This is a genomic window from Orientia tsutsugamushi str. Boryong (genome assembly GCF_000063545.1).
In the GTDB taxonomy this organism is placed as follows: domain Bacteria; phylum Pseudomonadota; class Alphaproteobacteria; order Rickettsiales; family Rickettsiaceae; genus Orientia; species Orientia tsutsugamushi_C.
Genome location: NC_009488.1, coordinates 529,842 through 549,699 on the forward strand (window position 1 = coordinate 529,842; position 19,858 = coordinate 549,699).

Sequence of the window (19,858 nt, forward strand, 5' to 3'; positions counted from 1 at the left end):
GGCGCGCTTGTATTAACTTTGAACTATCAGGCTTTGCTATATTGAGGTTAAGTGTATAAATTTTCCAAATGTCATATTAGCCTAAGAGTTCTATATAATAACTCTGCTAAGATACAGAAAGAATTAAGAATTAATTTTTTACAATTATGTATAGACTTTAAGCATGTTCTTTATACATCTTTGTTCAAAATATTTGTAAAGTTATCTATTATGTAAAAAATCGTTACAGTTCTTCTTGTGTATTAGAGTATTTTTGTTGTTTTTATCTATCTTCATTTATTTCATTTTTTATATCATACTATTGCGGTAATCCTTAACTTCACATACCAAAGTCAGATATAACGAAAAAGCAAAAGATAGAAAAAAGAAACATGTAAAAGAAAAAGAAACAAACATTTTGTTAGGCTTAAAAACATAAGTATAAAAAAATACAGCAAGGATATTAGTTTGAAAATTCATAACAGATATGTAATGAGAATGCTTAATATGAAAAGGAAGCTTTAACTTTGCCATTAATAGTAGATTTAAGCTGCAATATTGCTTGATCGTCGTGTAATAACAAGGTGTTACCAAATTTTACATCCACTAAGGGTTGGGGCAAGTGAAGGCGCGGTAGTTTTGTTATCACAGTTTCCATCACCTACTACATTAAACGTAATGTAAGGATTTCCTATATTGTGCTTTCCTGATAACTTCATATCATTGCCTATAGAGCATATCGTAAGTTATTCTTTCAAAGATCTATAATATCGAATTTAGTAATCATTATATAATTCTATTCTACCTTTTCCAGCTGAAGCATTTCAATTACTTTTTCAGCTTTAGCTTTGATATATATTTTCCTTCTCAGGTCTTATAATTCTAATGAAAAAGTAATTAGTATGATATATTCTATAGGTTTTCGAAAAAAAGTGCCAGACATAAAAACAAGAGAGAAAACCAGTTTTGAAAAGATATCAAAACGTTTTGAGATAGGAAAGAATATAGTATTTGTGTGGAGTAAAAACATATCGTAATTAAAAAACAGAAACAGATCTTCAACAAAAATCTCTATTGATAAACTAAAAGAAGATGTGTCGCAATGTAGTGATGCATCTCAATATGGAAGAGCTAGACTGCTAGGAATAAGCAATGCGAATATACAAAAAAAGCATTAAAGAGATTAAATATTACATATAAAAAAAGCTTTAAAACGCCAGTTTAGGATAAGAGAAAGCAGGGAAGTCATAATACAAAAGGTCTACAAGAGATAATGTGCAATTATAATTATGTGATATATTAAATATAGTTTTAATTAATAGCCATTTATTTATTGCTCGCATGTTTGCACATGCAAATTTAGAATAAGAAACAGTTAGAAAGAGATATATATACAAGTATTACAATGGTCAATGTTCAGGTTATTAAGTATAGTATTATGAACTAATACTTGTAGAAATATGAGCAATAAATAAACTGTTATTAATTGAAATTATATTTAAATATATCGCATAATTTAATTGTGCATTATCTCTCGTAGACCTTTTACATTATGCTTTCCCTGCTTTTTCTTATCCTAAACTGGCGTTTAAAACATCCAAAAGCAAAAAAGAAGAGAGATTAAAATTTCAGAATAAGATAAAAAGGTATACAGACAAAGGAAAAGTTATTATCTTTACTGGTGAGAGCAGTTTTGTTCATAGTATCACACTAGAACTCACGTATTTGCACAAGATACATAAGATGTTGGTGTTTATAATTTGCATTCATCAAAGAGGAACTAATGTTATATGAGATTAGTAGATAAATCTCTGCTAACTGTATCAATTTTGACTGCAATGTTAATACTAGACCTCTTTCGAAACTGGTTAACGTAGTTCAAAATTATAAATGCCAGAGATCAAATTAAATCTAATGCCTAATCTTTTACGTCTATTTCGATATTTATCAGCAATAATTTTGAACCGTTTTAGCATACCAATAACGTTTTTAGTTAAAGGATTTTTTTGCTTTTTTTCTTTGGTAATTCAGAATTATTGTGAATTTTTTGTATACCTTGATATCCTGTATCAGTAATCGCTTTAACCTTATGATGGATAAGAATTTTGGATTCCTTAAATAATCTAAAGCCATGTTTTTTACCGTTAGAAAAATCTGTACATATTACTTGGTGTGTTTTCTTGTCTAGGGCTATTTGAGTTTTTAGTATATGCCTTTTCTTCTTTCATGAATAATAGACCTCTTTCGAAACTGGTTAAGGTAGTTCAAAATTATAAATGCCAGAGATCAAATTAAATCTAAGACCAAATCTTTTACGTCTATTTCGATATTTGTCAGCAATAATTTTGAACCGTTTTAGCATACCAATAACGTTTTCATTGACAACTCTTTCTCCTGCTAACCTACGATTATTCTTTTTATCATTTTTAGTTAAAGGATTTTTCTTGCTTTTTTTCTTTGGTAATGCAGAATTATTGTGAATTTTTTGTATACCTTGATATCCTGTATCAGTAATCGCTTTAATCTTAGGATGGATAAGAATTTTGGATTCCTTAAATAATCTAAAGTCATGTTTTTTACCGTTAGAAAAATCTGTACATATTACTTGGTGTGTTTTCTTGTCTACCACTATTTGAGTCTTTAGTGTATGCCTTTTCTTCTTTCCTGAATAATAGAATTTTTGTTTTTTTTGGGTCTTTCTATTGGACTCTCAGTAGCATCAATCAAGACTACTTCATAATTCATATCGCTATTCATTAGAGCTTTACGACCTGGAAGAGCAAAGTTTGGGTGTTTAACTAAGGTGTCTTCTACCCATTTTACAGCTTTATATGCTGAACTTTCACTAATCCCATAGTTCTGACCTATATGAAAATAAGTACGGTATTCTCTAAGGTATTCTAAGGCCATCAATAACTGTTCCTCCAAATTGAGCTTATTTTTACGCCCTCCTTTTGATTTCTTAACACCATCAGCTTTCCTCAAAATATCCACCATCTTTGAGAATGTTCCCTTCCTTACTACTGTTAATCGACGAAATTTTTCATCCTTTAACTCTTTAATCTGATCTAATTTCATTATTACTTCAAATCAGATTTTTATAACACCATTTTACATCATTGTATAGTTTCGAAAGAAGTCTAATAGAATTTTTATTTTTTTAGGCTTTCTATAGGACTCTCAGTAGCATCAACTAAGACTACTTCATAATTCATATCACTCTTCATTATAGCTTTACGGCCTGGAAGAGCAAAGTTTGGGTGTTTAACTAGGGTGTCTTCCACCCATTTTACAGCTTTATATGCTGAACTTTCACTAATCCCATAGTTCTGACCTATATGAAAATAAGTACGGTATTCTCTAAGGTATTCTAAGGCCATCAATAACTGTTCCTCCAAATTGAGCTTATTTTTACGCCCTACTTTTGATTTCTTAACACCATCAGCTTTCCTCAAAATATCCACCATCTTTGAGAATGTTCCCTTCCTTACTACTGTTAATCGACGAAATTTTTCATTCTCTAACTCTTTAATCTGTTCGAATTTAATTATTACTTCAAATCAGATATTTATAACACCATTCTACATCATTGTATACTTTCGAAAGAAGTCTACTGTTATTTTTAACTGTTTGATAGAACAGGATTTAATTCAGAAGTTACCTAATAATTCTGTAGTCATAATGGATAATGCAAGTTTTCATAAAGGCCATCATTTAAAAACTATGATAAAAAAAGATGGGCATATATTAGAGTATGTACTGACTTATTCTCCTGATTTAAATCCTATTTAGAAAAAATGTTTTCAAGCCAAATCAAGCAGAATAAAATATCACTGTAACTTAGATACGCTTTTTGAAAAGTATATAACATAACTGTTTTATGCTAGTTTAACTATAGCACTGATTGAGAGAAAGTATTGTACTCCTCAGATTGGAGTAGCTAGTCCTTTGTTGACAAATATTTTTATGCATCATGCCATTTGATAAATGAATGAGAAGGTACTTTTCAGAACTAAGATTTGAGCTTTTCGAAGATGATATTTTAGCGCATTATAGTCACGCAACAGCAGACTACAAAAACTGGATCAGCTATGTATTCATTCTTGCACAAGATGGAGCATTTTCTAACACGTGGGGTAATTAAAAAATACAAAAGAATTCAACAGTTATAAGTAATAGGCAAGACGCTAGTTAAAATGTGAGTGAAAGTGCGCGAAGCAGAATTTTTTGTTCATCGAAGCTTAGGTTTTAAATCAATAGTTAGATAATGGTAGTTATATGAGTGTAGACATTTGCAGTTCTGCTATGCTAGCAGCTCTTGCTGAAGTTTCTACCTCTTTCTAACTTACCAAAAGAAAATTAAATCAGCCTTGTAAACAGACTGGAAAAAACAAGCTTCAACTTAACAAAGAAAAGACCAAAGTGATAAAGTATTCAAATAAGAAGCAAAGACAAGAAATAGGGCATGAACAGTTTGATTTTTATGTTTTACTGTTTATCTAAGAAAGTCTAAGAAGAATAAACAATACGAAATGTTAAAAGTATAGTAGAAAAAGTTAAACAAAGTTAATGACTAATGCAAAGATGTTAGGAACAAATATAGTTACAGGTTATATTGGCAAGTTTTTACAGCAAGTTAAGATGATATATAAATATTATAAAAAATAAAGTATTGACAATATAATTGTTCAGTTTTGGATGTATGATGCTTATAGTAACCTATAATGAGGTTTGAGCATAGAAAGAAGCGATAAAATAGTTAAAAAATCTGTTGGTTGTAAAGTTATTTTTCCGCTTCCGCCACCTTATTCTCTAGATTTAAATCAGATGGGAAAGTTTTGTTCTAATATGAAGATGTGGATTAGAGATCAAATTACTCAATTTGGTAAATTTTATGAATCTATTATTGCCTTTTTCTATGCTCAAACCTTATTGTAAATGACTATATAGATATTGATGAACAGAAATGAAATAATGTAAATGGTTAAATACTGTTATGTAAATTGCTTAGGCTGTAAGATCATTAAAGCATTGCCACAGCATACAGTAAAGAGGTTTATATTAAAAATAATATTCAAGAGGGATATAAACGTAGCCAAAAGCTGTCATGTAAGCATTTTAGACTTTTTATTATTATACGATATTTATTACCTAAAGTAAAAGTATATCGTGCGTTATGGTAATATGAGTAGTGTAAATGTTTGCTAGATAATATTCCAACGAATAAACCTATTCTAAAGAAATAGTTAAAAAAATTAACCATTAAAGGCATTAAAATTATATTTTCTAAATAATAACACGACTTTTATTCGAGGCTTATACAAAGATTTAGAGTAATATATTCAAGTCACAATGATAGCGAGATTATGTTGAACGAATGAATCATAACTAGCTATAAAGCGAACTAATTTAAATGAAACTACTTAATTTTTTAATGTATACCCTATTATTGTGTGTATGTTATTTCAATAATCATTTCTTTAAAAAATTTGTATAGTAAATAACAATGCATAAAGTAAGCTACTATATAAATTAAACATAAATTACTATGTATAGTTTATAAATCAATTCAAAATAATAGTTTAACTTAGCTAAGTAATATTGAAGATATCTGTTTGATATCTTTTTCCAAGTAAATAGATATCCATATTTGCTTTTCCTGAACTATGACACTACTTATTTTCTACAGTTAACTTATACACTTTTGTGTACATATTAACTTAATCTTAACATAGTTAAATAATCATACATAACGCCATATAGTGCAAATTAAAGCACATTATACCATATCATAAATAAGGTCAGATATATATGGTGCCGAATGTCGGATTTGAACTGACGACCTACCGCTTACAAGGCGGTTGCTCTACCACTGAGCTAATTCGGCATAATAAATAGATATCTAATTATTAATCAATACATATACAAATTACAGACTACTTAAGCTATTAATTGTATACTCAGCTTTATAGCTTATAAGCCCATTAACTACTTACTTACTTTTTTTAGAAGGTTTAGCTACATAATTTTTAAGTTTTATGTTGTGTTTTTTTTGTATTGCTAACGGCAATGTAATACTAAACTGCTGTAGAAAATTTATTACCTTTTCTGTTGGTTGAGCGCCATGAGACAACCAATGCTCTATTCTATCAGTTTTTAATATTACTCTTTCATGATTATCCTTAGGTAACATAGGATTATAGTGCCCTACTTTTTCAATAAAAGCCCCATCTCTTGGAGAACAATTATTAGCTATAACAATTTTAAAATAAGCACATTTTTTTGCGCCTGACCTAGCCAAGCGAATCTTAACCGCCATAACTTCCCTTATTTAATCTTTGCTTCTGTAAATTGAACATGCTTTCTAACTTTTGGATCATATTTTCTAAATGATAGCTTTTCAGTTTGAGTCTTAGGATTACGCTGCTTAACCCAAAAAACACCTGTTCCAGCACTACTAACTAATTTAACTAAAACCTTTTTTTTTCTAGACACTGTATTAAATACCTAAATTTATATTTTATAGCTGTATATTTGCTCTAAAGTATTATACATGACATATAATAATATCTAACAAATTTATACATAACTTTGATTTGAGTCAAGCCTTAAATTAGTGCTATAGAATAAAAGATACCATATTAAAAATCAATATATATCTTTATGAAACTTAAAAATTCAAGTTGCACTGTCTTAAAATCATAGCTGAGAAGTATATAAACAGAAGAAAGAGATGTAGACTTATATAGTTAAGCTACTATAAAATAGTTATATTATATACGTTTTGAAAAGTGTGTTTAGGTCATAGCGACAGCAAATTATTATAAAATAGTTATAATAATTTGCTATACTAGTAGTATAATCTCTCTCTCACGATTCTGATTCAATTTCAAGCCTGGCTGTCCTGATAGCTTCATATATAAAATCACTTCATTGCATATACCAGCAAGCTTCTGTTGGTAGAACAACATTGATAATCTATTTTCATATCAAATGATAATAAAATACATTGACACATTAGACCTCTTTCGAAACTGGTTAAGGTAGATCAAAATTATAAATGTCAGAGATCAAATTAAAACTATGTGAGTAGACCTAACCAATTGCTCAATTAGGCCCCTCCTCAGAACCGGACTTGCAGAATTACCGCATCCGGCTCTCAAAAATAAGATAAGCATTATGCCTTATTTGTTGTCTAGAACATTGAGACAATCTTTCCAATTTTAGGAAAATTTACTCTTTTAAGTATCTCGGTTAGTCTTTTCCAATTCATCTTACGTTTTCCTCCCATTCTATTAAACCAGTTATATATTGCCCGTTTACTTTGGTTGATAAATGAACTTACTCGTCTTTTATTATCAGATATACCATGATAGTTGATCCATTCACCTAATAACTCTAATGACTTGTGATAATGTTTGTGTTTTATCTTGCTTGTTTAGCTGACTACGCAAATATTTTCTCAGTCCTTTCAGTTTCTCAGTAAAACGATCTCTCCTTGAGGTATATTTTAGTCTCCATGTTATGCCAAATCTTGATTTTCTCCAATAGCAAGTAAATCCAAGAAAATTATAACTTGCGATCTTCCTGCATTGTTGGGCTAAATTTGCAGCATGGTCTCTACCAGATTTTATCATTTGTGATTTAGCTTCATTGATATTTAGCCCATACTTATTTAACCTTTTAGGCAAAACATCATAAAACCTTTTCGCATCTGCTTCCCTTTCAAAGACAAATACCATATCGTCGCAGTACCTCACCATTCCTGTTTGTCCCATTAAGTTTTCTTTGCTGATTTTTGCAAACCAGCTATCTATAACATAATGCAGAAAGACATTTGCCAGAATTGGTGAAACTATTGATCCTTGACGACAACCTTCTTTGTTAGTAACTATAGTACCATTTTCTATGATTGGTGTTTCAATCAGTTTCATAACTAGTCTTAGAAATTTCTTGTCAGATATTCTCTTTCTTAGAAATTCCATCAACTCACAATGCTTGATTGTATTGAAACACTTTGTTATATCAATCTCTACTATAGCCCCTTTATTGAAGTTATACGTAAGTCTATTTAACTCCCTTAAAGCGTCGTGTGCATTTAATTTAGGTCGAAATCCATATGAATACTTTAAGAATATTTGCTCAAACACAGAGTTTAATATCTTGCTTACTGTAGACTCGATTATCTTATCTTCAAAACATGATATTATCAAAGGTCTTTTGCCTCCATCTTCTTTTGGAATTTCCGTTATTCGTGCAGGTTTAGCCTGATATTTCCCATTGCAAATTCTAGTAAGAAGCGAGAGCAGATTTGCTTTCAACTTCTTACCATAATCCTCTTTGGTTATACCATCTATTCCTATCGCTTTCTTGCTATCGAGTTCCTTATATTGTTCTTCTAATATCTTTAAATCAATGATATGTCCAAGATTATTAAACTTTATGTCTTGATTTAGATTATTAAACTTTATGTCTTGATTTTTCGATGATAGCAACTTTATACGCTCAAGTTTCGTTAACCATGTATTTCTGTCTATGCTGTGTACAGCCATTGTTTCCCTCTTGCATTCTTACTTTTCTGCTAACCCTTTGCTCCACCCACATTACTAGGTTTCATCACTACTATGGCTAACTCAGCCATCCTTACACCATCTCCAAAGCCTTATGTTTCATCACTTGTACTTTGAATACTTACTTAATTACGTAAGAGTTATAAGGACTTCTCAAGTTGTGTCATTAATCTTTACAAACTCGCTGACGCCTGCGACCCCGGTGGTTGAAAATTTTTGGGTTTTTTTTTACTAGTTTGACCTCCAATCTTCTTTTGCCTACTATGTAGTCTAACATATCGGCTTCCACTATATAAGCCTTTCGGGGATATCACGTTCACCATTTGGTTTCGGCTCGAATGTTTCACTGTCTACGCTTTACTACTGTCGTTACCTTCAGCAGCACAAGACTCGCTATACGGTGGATCTAGCTTCTCCTTCCATAACTGGACTTTCACCAGTAAGATTAATTCACCTTTTCTTGACGCACAGACCGAATCTTTTACGTCTATTTCGATATTTATCAGCAATAATTTTGAACTACGTTAACCAGTTTCGAAAGAGGTCTATTATAAACTGGAAGAAATGTAATAAGTTGTTAGAAGTCATCAAATGCATATCACAAAGCTAATATAGGACAACATATGGAACAAAGTGAAAGCTTTGCAACATTTGCCTACCAATTCTTTTAGCGATAAGGTAACTGCAATTAGAAGCGTGATTGAAGACTGAAGAACAAGAACGGCATGAGTAGATGGGAGAAACTGGTTTACTCCTGATCTTAAATCTTATGCTTAGGCACAATGGTTATAATCCATCTTGTCTTAGAAGGATTTATAGTCATTTATAATGAGGTTTGAAAATAGAAAAAAAAGCGATAATAGATTCATAACACCAGATTAGGATAAGTGGAAATATGAAATGTAGAGAATAAAAGGTATACAAAGAGAGAATGTTGAGTTATAAAAAAATTTAAATAAACAAGGAATAACCCAACATGAAAAATGTATTATAACAGTATACTATTTAATAGATAATTTTTGCAAGATATATCAAGAGTGGGAAAGAAAGAGATTAATACCAAGTAGTAATCAAAGGAACAGAGATGGAAAGTTGTCCTTAGCTGAGTTATTAACAATAACGATATATTTTTATTTATCTCCATGCAAGGATTTTAAAAATTATTATCTATATTACTTGCGTTATAAGTATAAAGGATACTTTTGTTTACCAAGCTATAGTAGGATAATACAACTGTGGCATAGAATGTTGCTACCATTAGCCATATTAATGCATTATCTTGAAAGGAGAAGAGACTGGTATATATTATATATCGATTCTACAAGGTTAGCAATTTGTCATAACAAACGTATTTCCAGCAATAGAGTTTTTAACAGATTTTCTAAAATTGGTAAGAGTAGCTATGGCTGGTTCTTAGGTTTTAAGCTACATCTCGTAATTAATAATAAAGGTGAATTAATGTTAGTTAAAATTACTAAAGGCAATAAAAGTGATCTATCTGTAGCTTCAGTTATTTCTAAAGGTTTATCTGGTAAATTGTTTGCTGATAAAGCTTACATCTCTAAAGAGTTATTTCATCAACTGTTGACCAATGGTCTACGTTTATTTACTAATCTTCGTAAAGATATGAAAACATATTTATTGGACATAGATGATAAGCGTTTATTAAATAAACGTTCACTAATTGAGTCTGTCTTTAATGTACTAAAAAAACATATGCACTTAGAGCATACTCGACATCGCTCTCCTATTCATTTCTTTGTTCATATAATTGCTTCTCTTGCTAGTTATTCTATCTCCAAACTTAATCCCTACCTTATCTCCTCTTCTTTTTCTTCATTCAACTTATCCTAATCTAGCGTTAGAAATAATTAGAAATTCTATTAAAAATTCTAATAACTATAAGAAATGCTTAAAAAAACAAAAATTTTATTATCCATGAAAGAAGAAAAGTTAACTCAAATAGCTGTAGACGATAGATTCATACAAGGTTATTATACTTTTTACTATGTTAACCATGCAATGGCACTATAAGATGATAAAAAATCAAAAACTAATTCAATATTGTACTACTAAACAATTTTGCTGGTTAGAAATTAATTTTTTACATAATGCAAATGCACTACTAAAATTAGAGAATTCACCAGCCAAAATATTGTATATTACTTTATCATTATCAACAACCATTGCATCTATGATATAATTATAGCCTTTTAATATCTTACTATTACTTTCAAAAATTTGTTGCCACATCGCTTCTGCAAGATCAGCATTATAACTAGAATCAAGATATAGCCTATATTTCTGTATTGTACGTTTTTTTGCTGGAGAATGCAAAAGCAAATATTTTAATCTATTATCAAACTGCTCCAATGTTATAATTTTCAAATCTTGCTGTGAGTATGCGCAAGAATCGCTTATGCTATTTGGTTCCACTGTTACATTTGCAGGACTTTGTGGCTCTTTTTTTACGATACCATCATCATTTCTTCTAATTTTTAAAGGTTGCTCTGGTAAAGGTAAAATTTTAACTTGATTATTTGCACTAGTACCATCATTTTTTATTTTTTCATATATAGTTTTATCAGAGTTTAGTATCTTGATTCCACCAACAATCTTTGGCTTAATTTTATGTGGAAGGTTATCATTTTCTATTATTGGAATATCTACAGATAGATAATAAAAAACGACATAGTATAAACATAAAAGTTCTATAAGAAGTATTAGTAGCATCAAAATAACATATGCAAAATATTGACCATAAGTAACTTTATTATTTATGACTAAATAAGATATAAAACGTTTTACAAGCATAGTTTTTATTCTTACATTACTCACATTACTTCAACACAAGTAATTCCAATAATCTTTAATCCTTCTCTAATAATCTCTCTAACTGCTGTAGCTAATGCAAGACGAGCTGCAGTTAAATTATTATCATTTAAAACTATAAATCTGTAATCTAAGTCATTACTTTTTAAATTCCATAAAGCGTGAAACTCTGCTGCCAACTTTTGTAAATAAATAGCTATACGGTGAGGTTCAAAGTTTTTCACTGCTCCATCTAGCATGTGAGACCAAACTGCTAAAATTTTGATCAAATTAAGTTCTTCTTTTGTTGAGAGCAGACTAAAATCTGATTTATTAGTAGAAAAAATTTCATATGCTATATTTGCATTATCCTTAGCCTTTCTAAGGATTGAACCTGCTCTAACATAAGCATATTGCACATAAAATACAGGATTGTCACGTGATTGTTCTTGTAATTTTACTAAATCAAAATCCAGCACAGCATTATTTTTTCTAGTTAACATAAAGAATCTTATTACATCTTTTCCTACAATTTCATATACATCTCTTATAGTAGTAAAACTGCCTGAGCGCTTAGACATTTTTACTGCTACACCGTTTTCAATGAGTTTTACAAGCTGACAAATTTTGATATCTAAGGTTATATCTTGATTAAAATCAAGTGCCTGTATAATAGCTTTAATACGACTAACATAACCAATATGGTCAGCTCCAAGAATAAAAATCACATAATCAAATCCACGTTTTATCTTATTATCAGCATAAGCAATATCACTGGCAAAATAACTCCAACTACCATCTTCTTTCTGTAATGGTCTATCTTGATTATCGCCAAAAATGGTAGACTTAAATAATAGCTGACTTCTTGGCTGCCAATTATCACTACTTTGCCCTTTAGGTTGTGATAATTCACCAGTATAAACTAATTTCTTGACTGATAATAAATCAATTACCTTACTTATTACATTACTATCATGTAGCTTCTTTTCTGAAAAAAAAACATCATGCCGAACTCCAATTAAAGCTAAATCAGCTTTAATTGATTGAAGCAGGTTATTAACAGCAACATCTTTAATAATATTTAAATATTCTGGTTCACTAAGAGTTAATAACTTGTCTCCATATTCTTTAGCTAGCTTTGTTCCAACTGAAATTAAATACTCACCTGGATAGAGTCCCTTCGGTATATCAGCTACTTGACCAGTTATTACTTGTTTATACCTTAAATATACTGACTTAGCTAAATTATCAATTTGTACTCCAGTATCATTAACATAATACTCTCTAGTAACTTGGTATCCTGTACATTGTAATAATGCAGCTAAAACATCTCCATATACAGCTGCTCTAGCATGTCCAATATGTAGTGGTCCAGTTGGATTAGCAGAAACATACTCTATATTTACTTTTTTATTATTACCGATGCTACTATATTCTTTTCTGTAACTACCATCTAATATTATAGCTAAATAGTTTGTCCATTCTTCCTGCAAGATAACAAAATTAATGAATCCAGGGCCAGCTATTGTAATATTATCAATATATGGATAATGACTAAGTTTTTTTTTAAATAAATTAGCTAGTGTAATTGAATTCTGATTCATCTTTTTAGCAATAAGCATTGCAATATTAGTTGAAATATCATAGCTATTTACATCTTTGGAGGATTCTAGTACAATTGGTATTGTATCATTTAAGCTATCAAATTCTTTACTATCGCTAGTAGATTTAAGTTTGTTAATAATACTGGTAGCTACTACATCAATATCTTGCTTAAGTCTTTTATAAATGTTCATTATAATATTATTTAATTCATTTTGGACTGTAAATAAACTTTACTCTGAATAATTTGAAAGTTATATATAAACAAAGCTACCACTATTATTAAAAAATAACATTATTAATCTTTATATCAATACAAAATTAACTATAATAATTGCCAACATAAAACAATAGAAAGAATGAGTAACTCGAAATTTAATATCACAATAAGTGATACAGTATATAAGAGAATTCATGAATTAAACGAAGAAGCAAATGAACAACAGCCTCTTATGTTAAGAATTAGAGTTGATGCGGGTGGATGTTCAGGTTTTATTTATGAGTATGATCTTGTTATGGAATATGAACCAGGGGATTTTATAGCTGAGAAAGATAATGCTATAGTAGTAATTGATTCATTATCACAAAATTTTATTAATGGTGCTATTATTGAGTATATAGAAGAGTTAGGACGCTCATATTTTAAAATTACTAATCCAGCAGCTCAAGCTAAATGTGGCTGTGGTAACTCTTTTGCACTGTAATTACACTAAAGTTTGATTATTTGATTTTATAGCTTTGATACCAGCTAAACGTTTAATTGTATGTATTTTACCTAATATTGGAATAACTTCAAATATACTAGGTGATTTAGTATTACCAGTTAATAATGCTCGAATTGGATCCATTAACTGCCCTAATTTCATCTTTTTTGTCTTAGCAAATTCTGTAAGAGCTTGTTTAACTGATTCACAGTTCAATTCCTGTAAATTATTAATAATATCAATAACTTCTGTAATTAACATAGAAGGAGTTTTTTGAATAATATTTAAAGCTTCATTGATAAAAGTTAACTGGCTTTCCAAAACATATATTTTGGCATTTTCAGCAAGATCTGTCAGTAAATTAGCTCTGCTTTTTAAGCCTGACATTCCTTTTTGAATCAAATTACAACTTTCATTACTAAGAATATATTGCTTAGATAGTATCTCGATTACTAGTTTTGCTAGTATAGAATTATCAGTGCTACGAATATAATAGCCGTTTAAATACAACATTTTATCAAAATCTAATCTGGCTGCAGACTTACCTCCTAGTCCATCTATATCAAACAGCTTTATAGCACGCTCATGAGATATTATCTCTTCATCTTGGTAGCTCCACCCTAATCTTAATAAATAATTGCATAAAGCTTCAGGTAAATAGCCCATTTTTTGATATGCATCAACACCAATAGCGCCATGCCTTTTAGATAATTTAGTTCCATCAGGCCCATAAATCAATGGTATATGAACCATAGCTGGTGCTGCCCAACCTAAAGCGTCATATAATGCTATTTGTTTAGCTGCGTTAGTAAGATGATCGTCTCCACGGATAATATGTGTAATACCCATATCATGATCATCTACTACTACTGCTAACATGTAAGTTGGTGTACCATCACTTCGTACTAAAATCATATCATCAATCTGTTGATTTTGAAATACTACCTCACCTTGTACGTGGTCATTAATTATAGTAGTACCATAATCTGGAGCTTTAAAACGAATAACATATGCTTTATTATTATTTTTTAATGATAATGAAGAAGGAATGTTATTGCGCCATGGACTCCTAAAGATAAAACTTTGCTTCTGAGTAATAGCTAATTGTCTTTGGAGATCAATTTCTTCTGGAGAAGTAAAACAATAGTAAGCTTTACCACTCTTTACTAGTTCTAAAGCTATATTTACATGCCTTTGTAGATTTGCAGACTGATAAAAAATATCATTATCCCAATTTATTTTTAACCATTTTAAGCTATCTATGATACTGATTTTATATTCTTCAGTTGATCTAGCAGCATCAGTATCCTCAATACGAAGCAGAAACTTGCCTTTATGGTGTCTAGCAAATAAATAATTAAAAAGAGCAGTACGAGCTCCTCCAATATGTAAAAAACCAGTTGGTGAAGGAGCAAATCTTGTTACTATATTTGTCATAATATTACTATAAGTTAGATACACTAAGATTTAATGTTATCTGTAACACAAGTTCGATATAATATCTATTCTGCAAAATGCAAGATATAAAAAAATATCTGATATACTAGATGATAGTTAGGAAAAAAACTATTATATTAAGAATCATAACAGTTCTTCTTGTTTCTTTAGAAGATATTCTAGCAGGCATTATACTACTTTTTCATGCCTATATTTTTTCTATTCTTAGCTGTTGAGCAATGTCTATAATCCTTATTCTCTGCATATCTTAGCATATTCATTATATCAAACTCATGTTATACTCGTGTTATAATAGACTAATTATACTCTATTGTTAGGCTATGTAGCTAACAACTTACAAATTATATTTTTTAAATCTAGAAGTTTGCAAGTATACTGGCAACCAATTTGAGCAAGAGTAGCACTTCCTCCTCCACTACCACCTAGATAATTTATAATTTCTTTTACTAAGTTATTAGCCTGTATCTTATTAGTAATATTATCACTAACTCCAATTATAATTGTATTTTTTTTATCATTGTTACTTATAACAACCATAACTAAGTTCTTAATATTTTTCGTTGTATTACTTACAGCTTTTCTAACAATTTGAAGATCATAATCTTCAATATTTTTGTAAACTAATTTTATTGTTCCAATATCATCAGCAATATTTTGTATATCTTTTTCACACAAAATAAGTTGATTATATTTTAATTGATGCAACTGTTTTTTTAATAAATTATTCTCTTCTATAATGCCATCAATTTTAGACATTATGGTTTGCTTAGTAACGCTAAATTTTTCTGCAATTAGATCAAGTAGTTCACTATTCCGCCTAGCTTGTTTAATGACATGCTTGCCAGCAATCGCCTCTACTCTTCTAACTCCAGCAGCAATAGCGCTTTCTGATAAAATTCTAAATGCTCCAATATCTCCAGTGTATTTCACATGAGTTCCACCACATAATTCAAAGGAGTAATATCTAGCATCAGATGTTTCTCCTATAGATATTGCTCTAACTTCATCACCATATTTTTCTTCAAACAAAGCAACTGCTCCATGAGCTATCGCTTGATCAAATGGCATTATCATAAGTTTAACTGCAGTATTGTTAAGAATTATTTCATTAACTCTATTTTCAATTTTAGTTAAAATCTCTCTACTAATAGATGTTGGATGCGAAACATCAAAACGTAGATAGTCGTAAGCTACTAATGATCCTTTTTGGATGATATGATTACCTAAAATTTCTCTTAAAGCTGCATGCAAAATATGTGTTGCTGAATGATGAATTTGCAATTGAGTACGATATTGTTTATCAATTGCCATATGTACTACAGCATTAATATTAATTTTACCTGATACTATTTTACAAATATGAACGTGAGTACAACCAAAAAGCTTTATAGTATCAGTTACATGAATTGTACATTCATTATTTTTAATTATTCCTATATCTCCCATTTGTCCACCAGACTGACCATAAAATGGAGTCTGATTAGTTATAAGCCAAAATTCTTTATTGTTGTCATCAACTTGATTTATATCAATATATTCTACGTATTGATTGTCTTGAATGAGAGATATTACAATTCCTTCAGCTTGATAAAGACTATAGCCTACAAATTCTGTAGCTCTAAATTCTTCTTTTAATTTTTCCAATAATAGCTGCTCTTTATTACTACCCTGCCCTTTCCACAATTGCCTTGCCCGATTTTGTTGTTCAAGCATGTTTTGGTCAAATTCTGTTTTATTAATTGAAATGCTTCTCTTTTTTAGAATATCTTGAGTTAGGTCAAAAGGAAATCCATATGTATCATAAAGCTTGAATGCAATGTGCCCAGAAAGCTGACTTCCAGATGTTAGGTTCTTACTTTCTTCCTCAAGTAACTTTAATCCCTTGGATAAAGTAGTCTTAAATTTTTCCTCTTCATTTCTTAACAAGTAAGTAATGAGTTCTTGCCTAATTCTTAATTCCTTATAAAAATCACCCATTTCATTAATTAAACCTGGAACTAGCTGATGCATAACAGGTTCTTTACAGCCCAGTTGATGAATCTGATTCATAGCTCTTCTCATTATTCTTCTTAAAACATATCCTCTGCCGTCATTAGAAGGCATTACTCCATCTGCAATTAAAAAAGCGCTAGCTCTTAAATGATCAGCAATTATTCGATGAGAAAAATTAGCTTCTCCAACTGACTTAATTTTTGTTAAATGTTCAATATTTGCAATCAAATTTTTGAACAAATCAATATCGTAATTATCATACACTCCTTGCAATACTGTTGCTATCCGTTCTAATCCAGCTCCAGTATCTATACAACGCTTTGCTAGTTCAACTCTAGTTGATTCGTTAAGTTGTTCATACTGCATGAAAACTATGTTCCATATTTCAACATAACGTCCACCATTTTCATCTTTGGTTCCAGGCAGTCCGCCTGGTATCTTGTCTCCATGATCATAAAAAATTTCTGTACATGGTCCACATGGACCAACAGGCCCCATTGACCAAAAATTATCATCTGTTTTTATACGAATAATTCTACTATCGTCTAATCCTGCAATTGACCGCCATAGTTTTGCAGTTTCATGATCAGTATGGTACACTGTAACAATAAGACGATCTTCATCAATAAACAATTCTTTAGTTAAAAAACTCCATATAAGCTGCATAAAATCTGCTTTAGCATTATCTTCACCAAATGAAAAATTGCCTAGCATTTCAAAAAAAGTATGATGGCGTGCTGTATAGCCAACACTTTCTAAATCATTATGCTTACCACCAGCTCTTACACATTTTTGACAAGTTACTACTCTACTATACTTGCTTGTTTCAGGTGCTCTAACATAGTCTTTAAATTGTACAATACCAGCATTCACAAAAAATAAACTTGGATCATTACCTGGAACTAAAGAACTCGAACTAGCATAATGATGACCATATTTCTTGAAAAATTCTATAAAGGTTGTACGAATTTGATTAATATTTAAAAATGTTGTCATTTGCAATTTTAAGATGATACACGCGCTTTGTTATTATTTTTTAGGCTAGTTGCTATAAGTTCGAAAAACATAGTATAATGTACAATATATACTGTTCTAATAGCTTATGCTACATTTTTATAGTTGCGATTAATGAATATATTGCTACTAAAATTTAAACAATTGATATCTCGCGTTATATTTAAATCCTCTATAATAATATATTTAGGAAAGATTGGGGCTTCTATTGTAGTAATATCTAACAATAGCATCATTGAAGACATGTTTTTAACATATGATACTGATGGAGTACATAAATTCAATAAGTTTCAAGAATTACTTAGCAGATACGCTGGTTATAGTGTATCTATACTAATTGATTTGCCAGAAATAAAGTTACAGCAAGAATTTTTGATTGCTATAGAAACTGGAATAAAAAAAAATCCAGTTGATAACTATATTAAGCAACATTTTGGCTCAAACAGTATAATTGGCTATTATATACTTAATATTACTTATAATGGCAGTGAACTATGGCAAGCACAAATTGCTTCAATAGAATTAAATCACATTATCAAAACATTTGTTGATGAAATTATTGTACGTTCAGAAATAACATTTTCTGGATTATTTTTGTGTCCTTTAGAAATTCCTAAAATTATACATACTTTATTAAAGTCAAATATTAAAACTATATGTAATATTATGGAACATATAGCTAACTCCACAGTGTTTCAAATAACAAAAACACAATATATATCCCTTCAACAAACTAATTATCTTACTACTAAAACAAAGCTGTTCAAAAAAGCTTATGAAAATAATATAATTCTGATAGTATGTATTACTAAAGCAAATGGTATTACATTTTGTTTATTCAATCAGCAGAATATTATTTTTAGTAACACAATACCATATTGCGCTACTAAAAGCCCTGAGTATATATATGGTATACTAAAGTATGAATCTAATGAGATATTATCATCATTTAAGTTATATATTCTAGAATCAAATAAAAAAGTAATAATTCACTACTTAGTTGATGAACAAATTCAAAAATTTATAGAAAACGATTCTAATAGTTACACTGATACTATCATTACAACTATTCCAAATACTTATTCTGACCAATTAATATCTCAGTTATTTAATTACTGTTCTATACGCTGTGCTTATAACAAATATCTAGATGAATTCAATAAGTTAAGAAAATTTAATTCAGTATTTTTACGATTTGTATTGATAGCAGTAATAATATTATGCTCTATCCTAATTAGATTATGGTATAAAGTATTTATTCAAAAAAAAGCTCTAGCTAATTTTTATGAACAAATTAATACAATTAGTGCAAATCAACGCAAAGCTGAACTTGAGTTAGCAGCTTCTTATAATATATCATCAGATATTATTGAAAGTTATTACCTTGATAAGCACATTAATTCTAAGCATTATCCTATAGCTTTAGATGCATTAAAGTTATTATTGCATAACCCAAATATAGAAATACAAAAAATAACATATACACTTAATGATCAACTACTTAGAAATGAGTTAATCATGTCTATTGAAGTAAAATTCTATTATTTAAATAATACTACTGTAAACCAAGAAGATTGTTTAATTAAATTAGAAAAATATAATGCTAATATTATCGAGATGTTCAAAAATTATCAAGTTAATTTAACATCGTTAGGACAAGAAATATGTAGCAATTCTAATGTATCAAGAAAATTGCTAACCATGTCTATTAGTAGGATAGTTAATTAA

13 protein-coding genes, 1 tRNA gene and 2 pseudogenes are annotated in these 19,858 nt (G+C 29.7%); 4 read left to right on the forward strand and 12 right to left on the reverse strand.

What is annotated here, in order from left to right:
• Positions 1-481 precede the first annotated feature (481 nt).
• From OTBS_RS13875 to OTBS_RS02615, 4 genes and pseudogenes are all read right to left on the reverse strand, one after another.
• A complete protein-coding gene (locus OTBS_RS13875; RefSeq protein WP_157866321.1) occupies positions 482-628 on the reverse strand; it encodes a hypothetical protein in 147 nt (48 codons plus the stop codon).
• Positions 629-1,847: 1,219 nt separating this feature from the next.
• Positions 1,848-2,203 (reverse strand): annotated as a pseudogene (locus tag OTBS_RS11375) (transposase); the annotation flags it as partial.
• A 30-nt stretch (positions 2,204-2,233) separates the two neighbouring features.
• Positions 2,234-3,057 (reverse strand): IS5-like element ISOt6 family transposase gene (locus OTBS_RS11380; protein WP_157866281.1). Its coding sequence is split into 2 segments (ribosomal slippage): positions 2,234-2,670 and positions 2,670-3,057, totalling 825 coding nucleotides; the frame shifts between segments, so codons are not numbered across the junction.
• 77 nt (positions 3,058-3,134) lie between these two features.
• Positions 3,135-3,527: pseudogene (locus tag OTBS_RS02615) on the reverse strand (transposase family protein); the annotation flags it as partial.
• Between the two features lie 70 nt (positions 3,528-3,597).
• Between OTBS_RS02615 and OTBS_RS15975 the strand changes: the two are divergent.
• On the forward strand, positions 3,598-3,771 hold the full coding sequence (locus tag OTBS_RS15975) for a transposase (RefSeq protein ID WP_269763929.1): 174 nt from the start codon (positions 3,598-3,600) through the stop codon (positions 3,769-3,771).
• Positions 3,772-5,791: 2,020 nt separating this feature from the next.
• Here the strand turns inward: OTBS_RS15975 and OTBS_RS02630 are convergent.
• The 4 genes from OTBS_RS02630 to OTBS_RS02645 all read right to left on the reverse strand — a co-directional run bounded on the left by OTBS_RS02630 (position 5,792) and on the right by OTBS_RS02645 (position 8,531).
• Positions 5,792-5,866 (reverse strand) — tRNA-Thr (locus tag OTBS_RS02630).
• A 105-nt stretch (positions 5,867-5,971) separates the two neighbouring features.
• The gene (gene rpsP, locus OTBS_RS02635; protein ID WP_011944546.1) at positions 5,972-6,298 is read right to left on the reverse strand and encodes a 30S ribosomal protein S16; all 327 of its coding nucleotides are present in this window, start codon (positions 6,296-6,298) and stop codon (positions 5,972-5,974) included.
• Between the two features lie 8 nt (positions 6,299-6,306).
• On the reverse strand, positions 6,307-6,474 hold the full coding sequence (gene rpmG, locus OTBS_RS02640; RefSeq protein WP_011944547.1) for a 50S ribosomal protein L33: 168 nt from the start codon (positions 6,472-6,474) through the stop codon (positions 6,307-6,309).
• Between the two features lie 890 nt (positions 6,475-7,364).
• A complete protein-coding gene (locus OTBS_RS02645) occupies positions 7,365-8,531 on the reverse strand; it encodes a reverse transcriptase domain-containing protein (protein ID WP_080571808.1) in 1,167 nt (388 codons plus the stop codon).
• Between the two features lie 1,110 nt (positions 8,532-9,641).
• Between OTBS_RS02645 and OTBS_RS02650 the strand changes: the two genes are divergently transcribed.
• Positions 9,642-10,403 carry an IS982 family transposase gene (locus tag OTBS_RS02650; protein WP_011944548.1) on the forward strand — a complete coding sequence of 254 codons (762 nt, stop codon included), beginning with the start codon at positions 9,642-9,644 and terminating at the stop codon, positions 10,401-10,403.
• 204 nt (positions 10,404-10,607) lie between these two features.
• Here OTBS_RS02650 and OTBS_RS02655 read toward each other — a convergent pair whose 3' ends face one another.
• Positions 10,608-11,387, reverse strand: a complete 780-nt coding sequence (locus OTBS_RS02655) for an SPOR domain-containing protein (RefSeq protein WP_011944549.1) — start codon at positions 11,385-11,387, stop codon at positions 10,608-10,610.
• The gene (gene argS / locus OTBS_RS02660; protein ID WP_011944550.1) at positions 11,384-13,156 is read right to left on the reverse strand and encodes an arginine--tRNA ligase; all 1,773 of its coding nucleotides are present in this window, start codon (positions 13,154-13,156) and stop codon (positions 11,384-11,386) included. Before argS ends, OTBS_RS02655 begins: the two co-directional genes overlap by 4 nt.
• Positions 13,157-13,321: 165 nt before the next feature.
• Between argS and OTBS_RS02665 the strand changes: the two genes are divergently transcribed.
• Positions 13,322-13,666 (forward strand): HesB/IscA family protein, encoded by a 345-nt coding sequence (locus OTBS_RS02665; protein WP_011944551.1) that lies wholly within the window; start codon positions 13,322-13,324, stop codon positions 13,664-13,666.
• Here the strand turns inward: OTBS_RS02665 and gltX are convergent, their stop codons facing one another.
• Positions 13,667-15,103 carry a glutamate--tRNA ligase gene (gene gltX / locus OTBS_RS02670; protein WP_041621140.1) on the reverse strand — a complete coding sequence of 479 codons (1,437 nt, stop codon included), beginning with the start codon at positions 15,101-15,103 and terminating at the stop codon, positions 13,667-13,669. It lies immediately after the preceding gene.
• Positions 15,104-15,442: 339 nt separating this feature from the next.
• Positions 15,443-18,112 carry an alanine--tRNA ligase gene (gene alaS / locus OTBS_RS02675; RefSeq protein WP_041621141.1) on the reverse strand — a complete coding sequence of 890 codons (2,670 nt, stop codon included), beginning with the start codon at positions 18,110-18,112 and terminating at the stop codon, positions 15,443-15,445.
• 261 nt (positions 18,113-18,373) lie between these two features.
• On the opposite strand from alaS, the gene OTBS_RS02680 reads away from it, so the two are divergent.
• On the forward strand, positions 18,374-19,858 hold the full coding sequence (locus OTBS_RS02680) for a hypothetical protein (RefSeq protein ID WP_232488876.1): 1,485 nt from the start codon (positions 18,374-18,376) through the stop codon (positions 19,856-19,858).

Excerpts from the sequence above, each read along its gene's own strand:
- rpsP (WP_011944546.1), bottom strand. The coding sequence starts at position 6,298 with ATGGCGGTTAAGATTCGCTTGGCTAGGTCAGGCGCAAAAAAATGTGCT.
- OTBS_RS02645 (WP_080571808.1), bottom strand. The coding sequence starts at position 8,531 with ATGGCTGTACACAGCATAGACAGAAATACATGGTTAACGAAACTTGAG.
- argS (WP_011944550.1), bottom strand. The coding sequence starts at position 13,156 with ATGAACATTTATAAAAGACTTAAGCAAGATATTGATGTAGTAGCTACC.
- OTBS_RS02665 (WP_011944551.1), top strand. The coding sequence starts at position 13,322 with ATGAGTAACTCGAAATTTAATATCACAATAAGTGATACAGTATATAAG.
- gltX (WP_041621140.1), bottom strand. The coding sequence starts at position 15,103 with ATGACAAATATAGTAACAAGATTTGCTCCTTCACCAACTGGTTTTTTA.
- alaS (WP_041621141.1), bottom strand. The coding sequence starts at position 18,112 with ATGACAACATTTTTAAATATTAATCAAATTCGTACAACCTTTATAGAA.
- OTBS_RS02680 (WP_232488876.1), top strand. The coding sequence starts at position 18,374 with ATGTTTTTAACATATGATACTGATGGAGTACATAAATTCAATAAGTTT.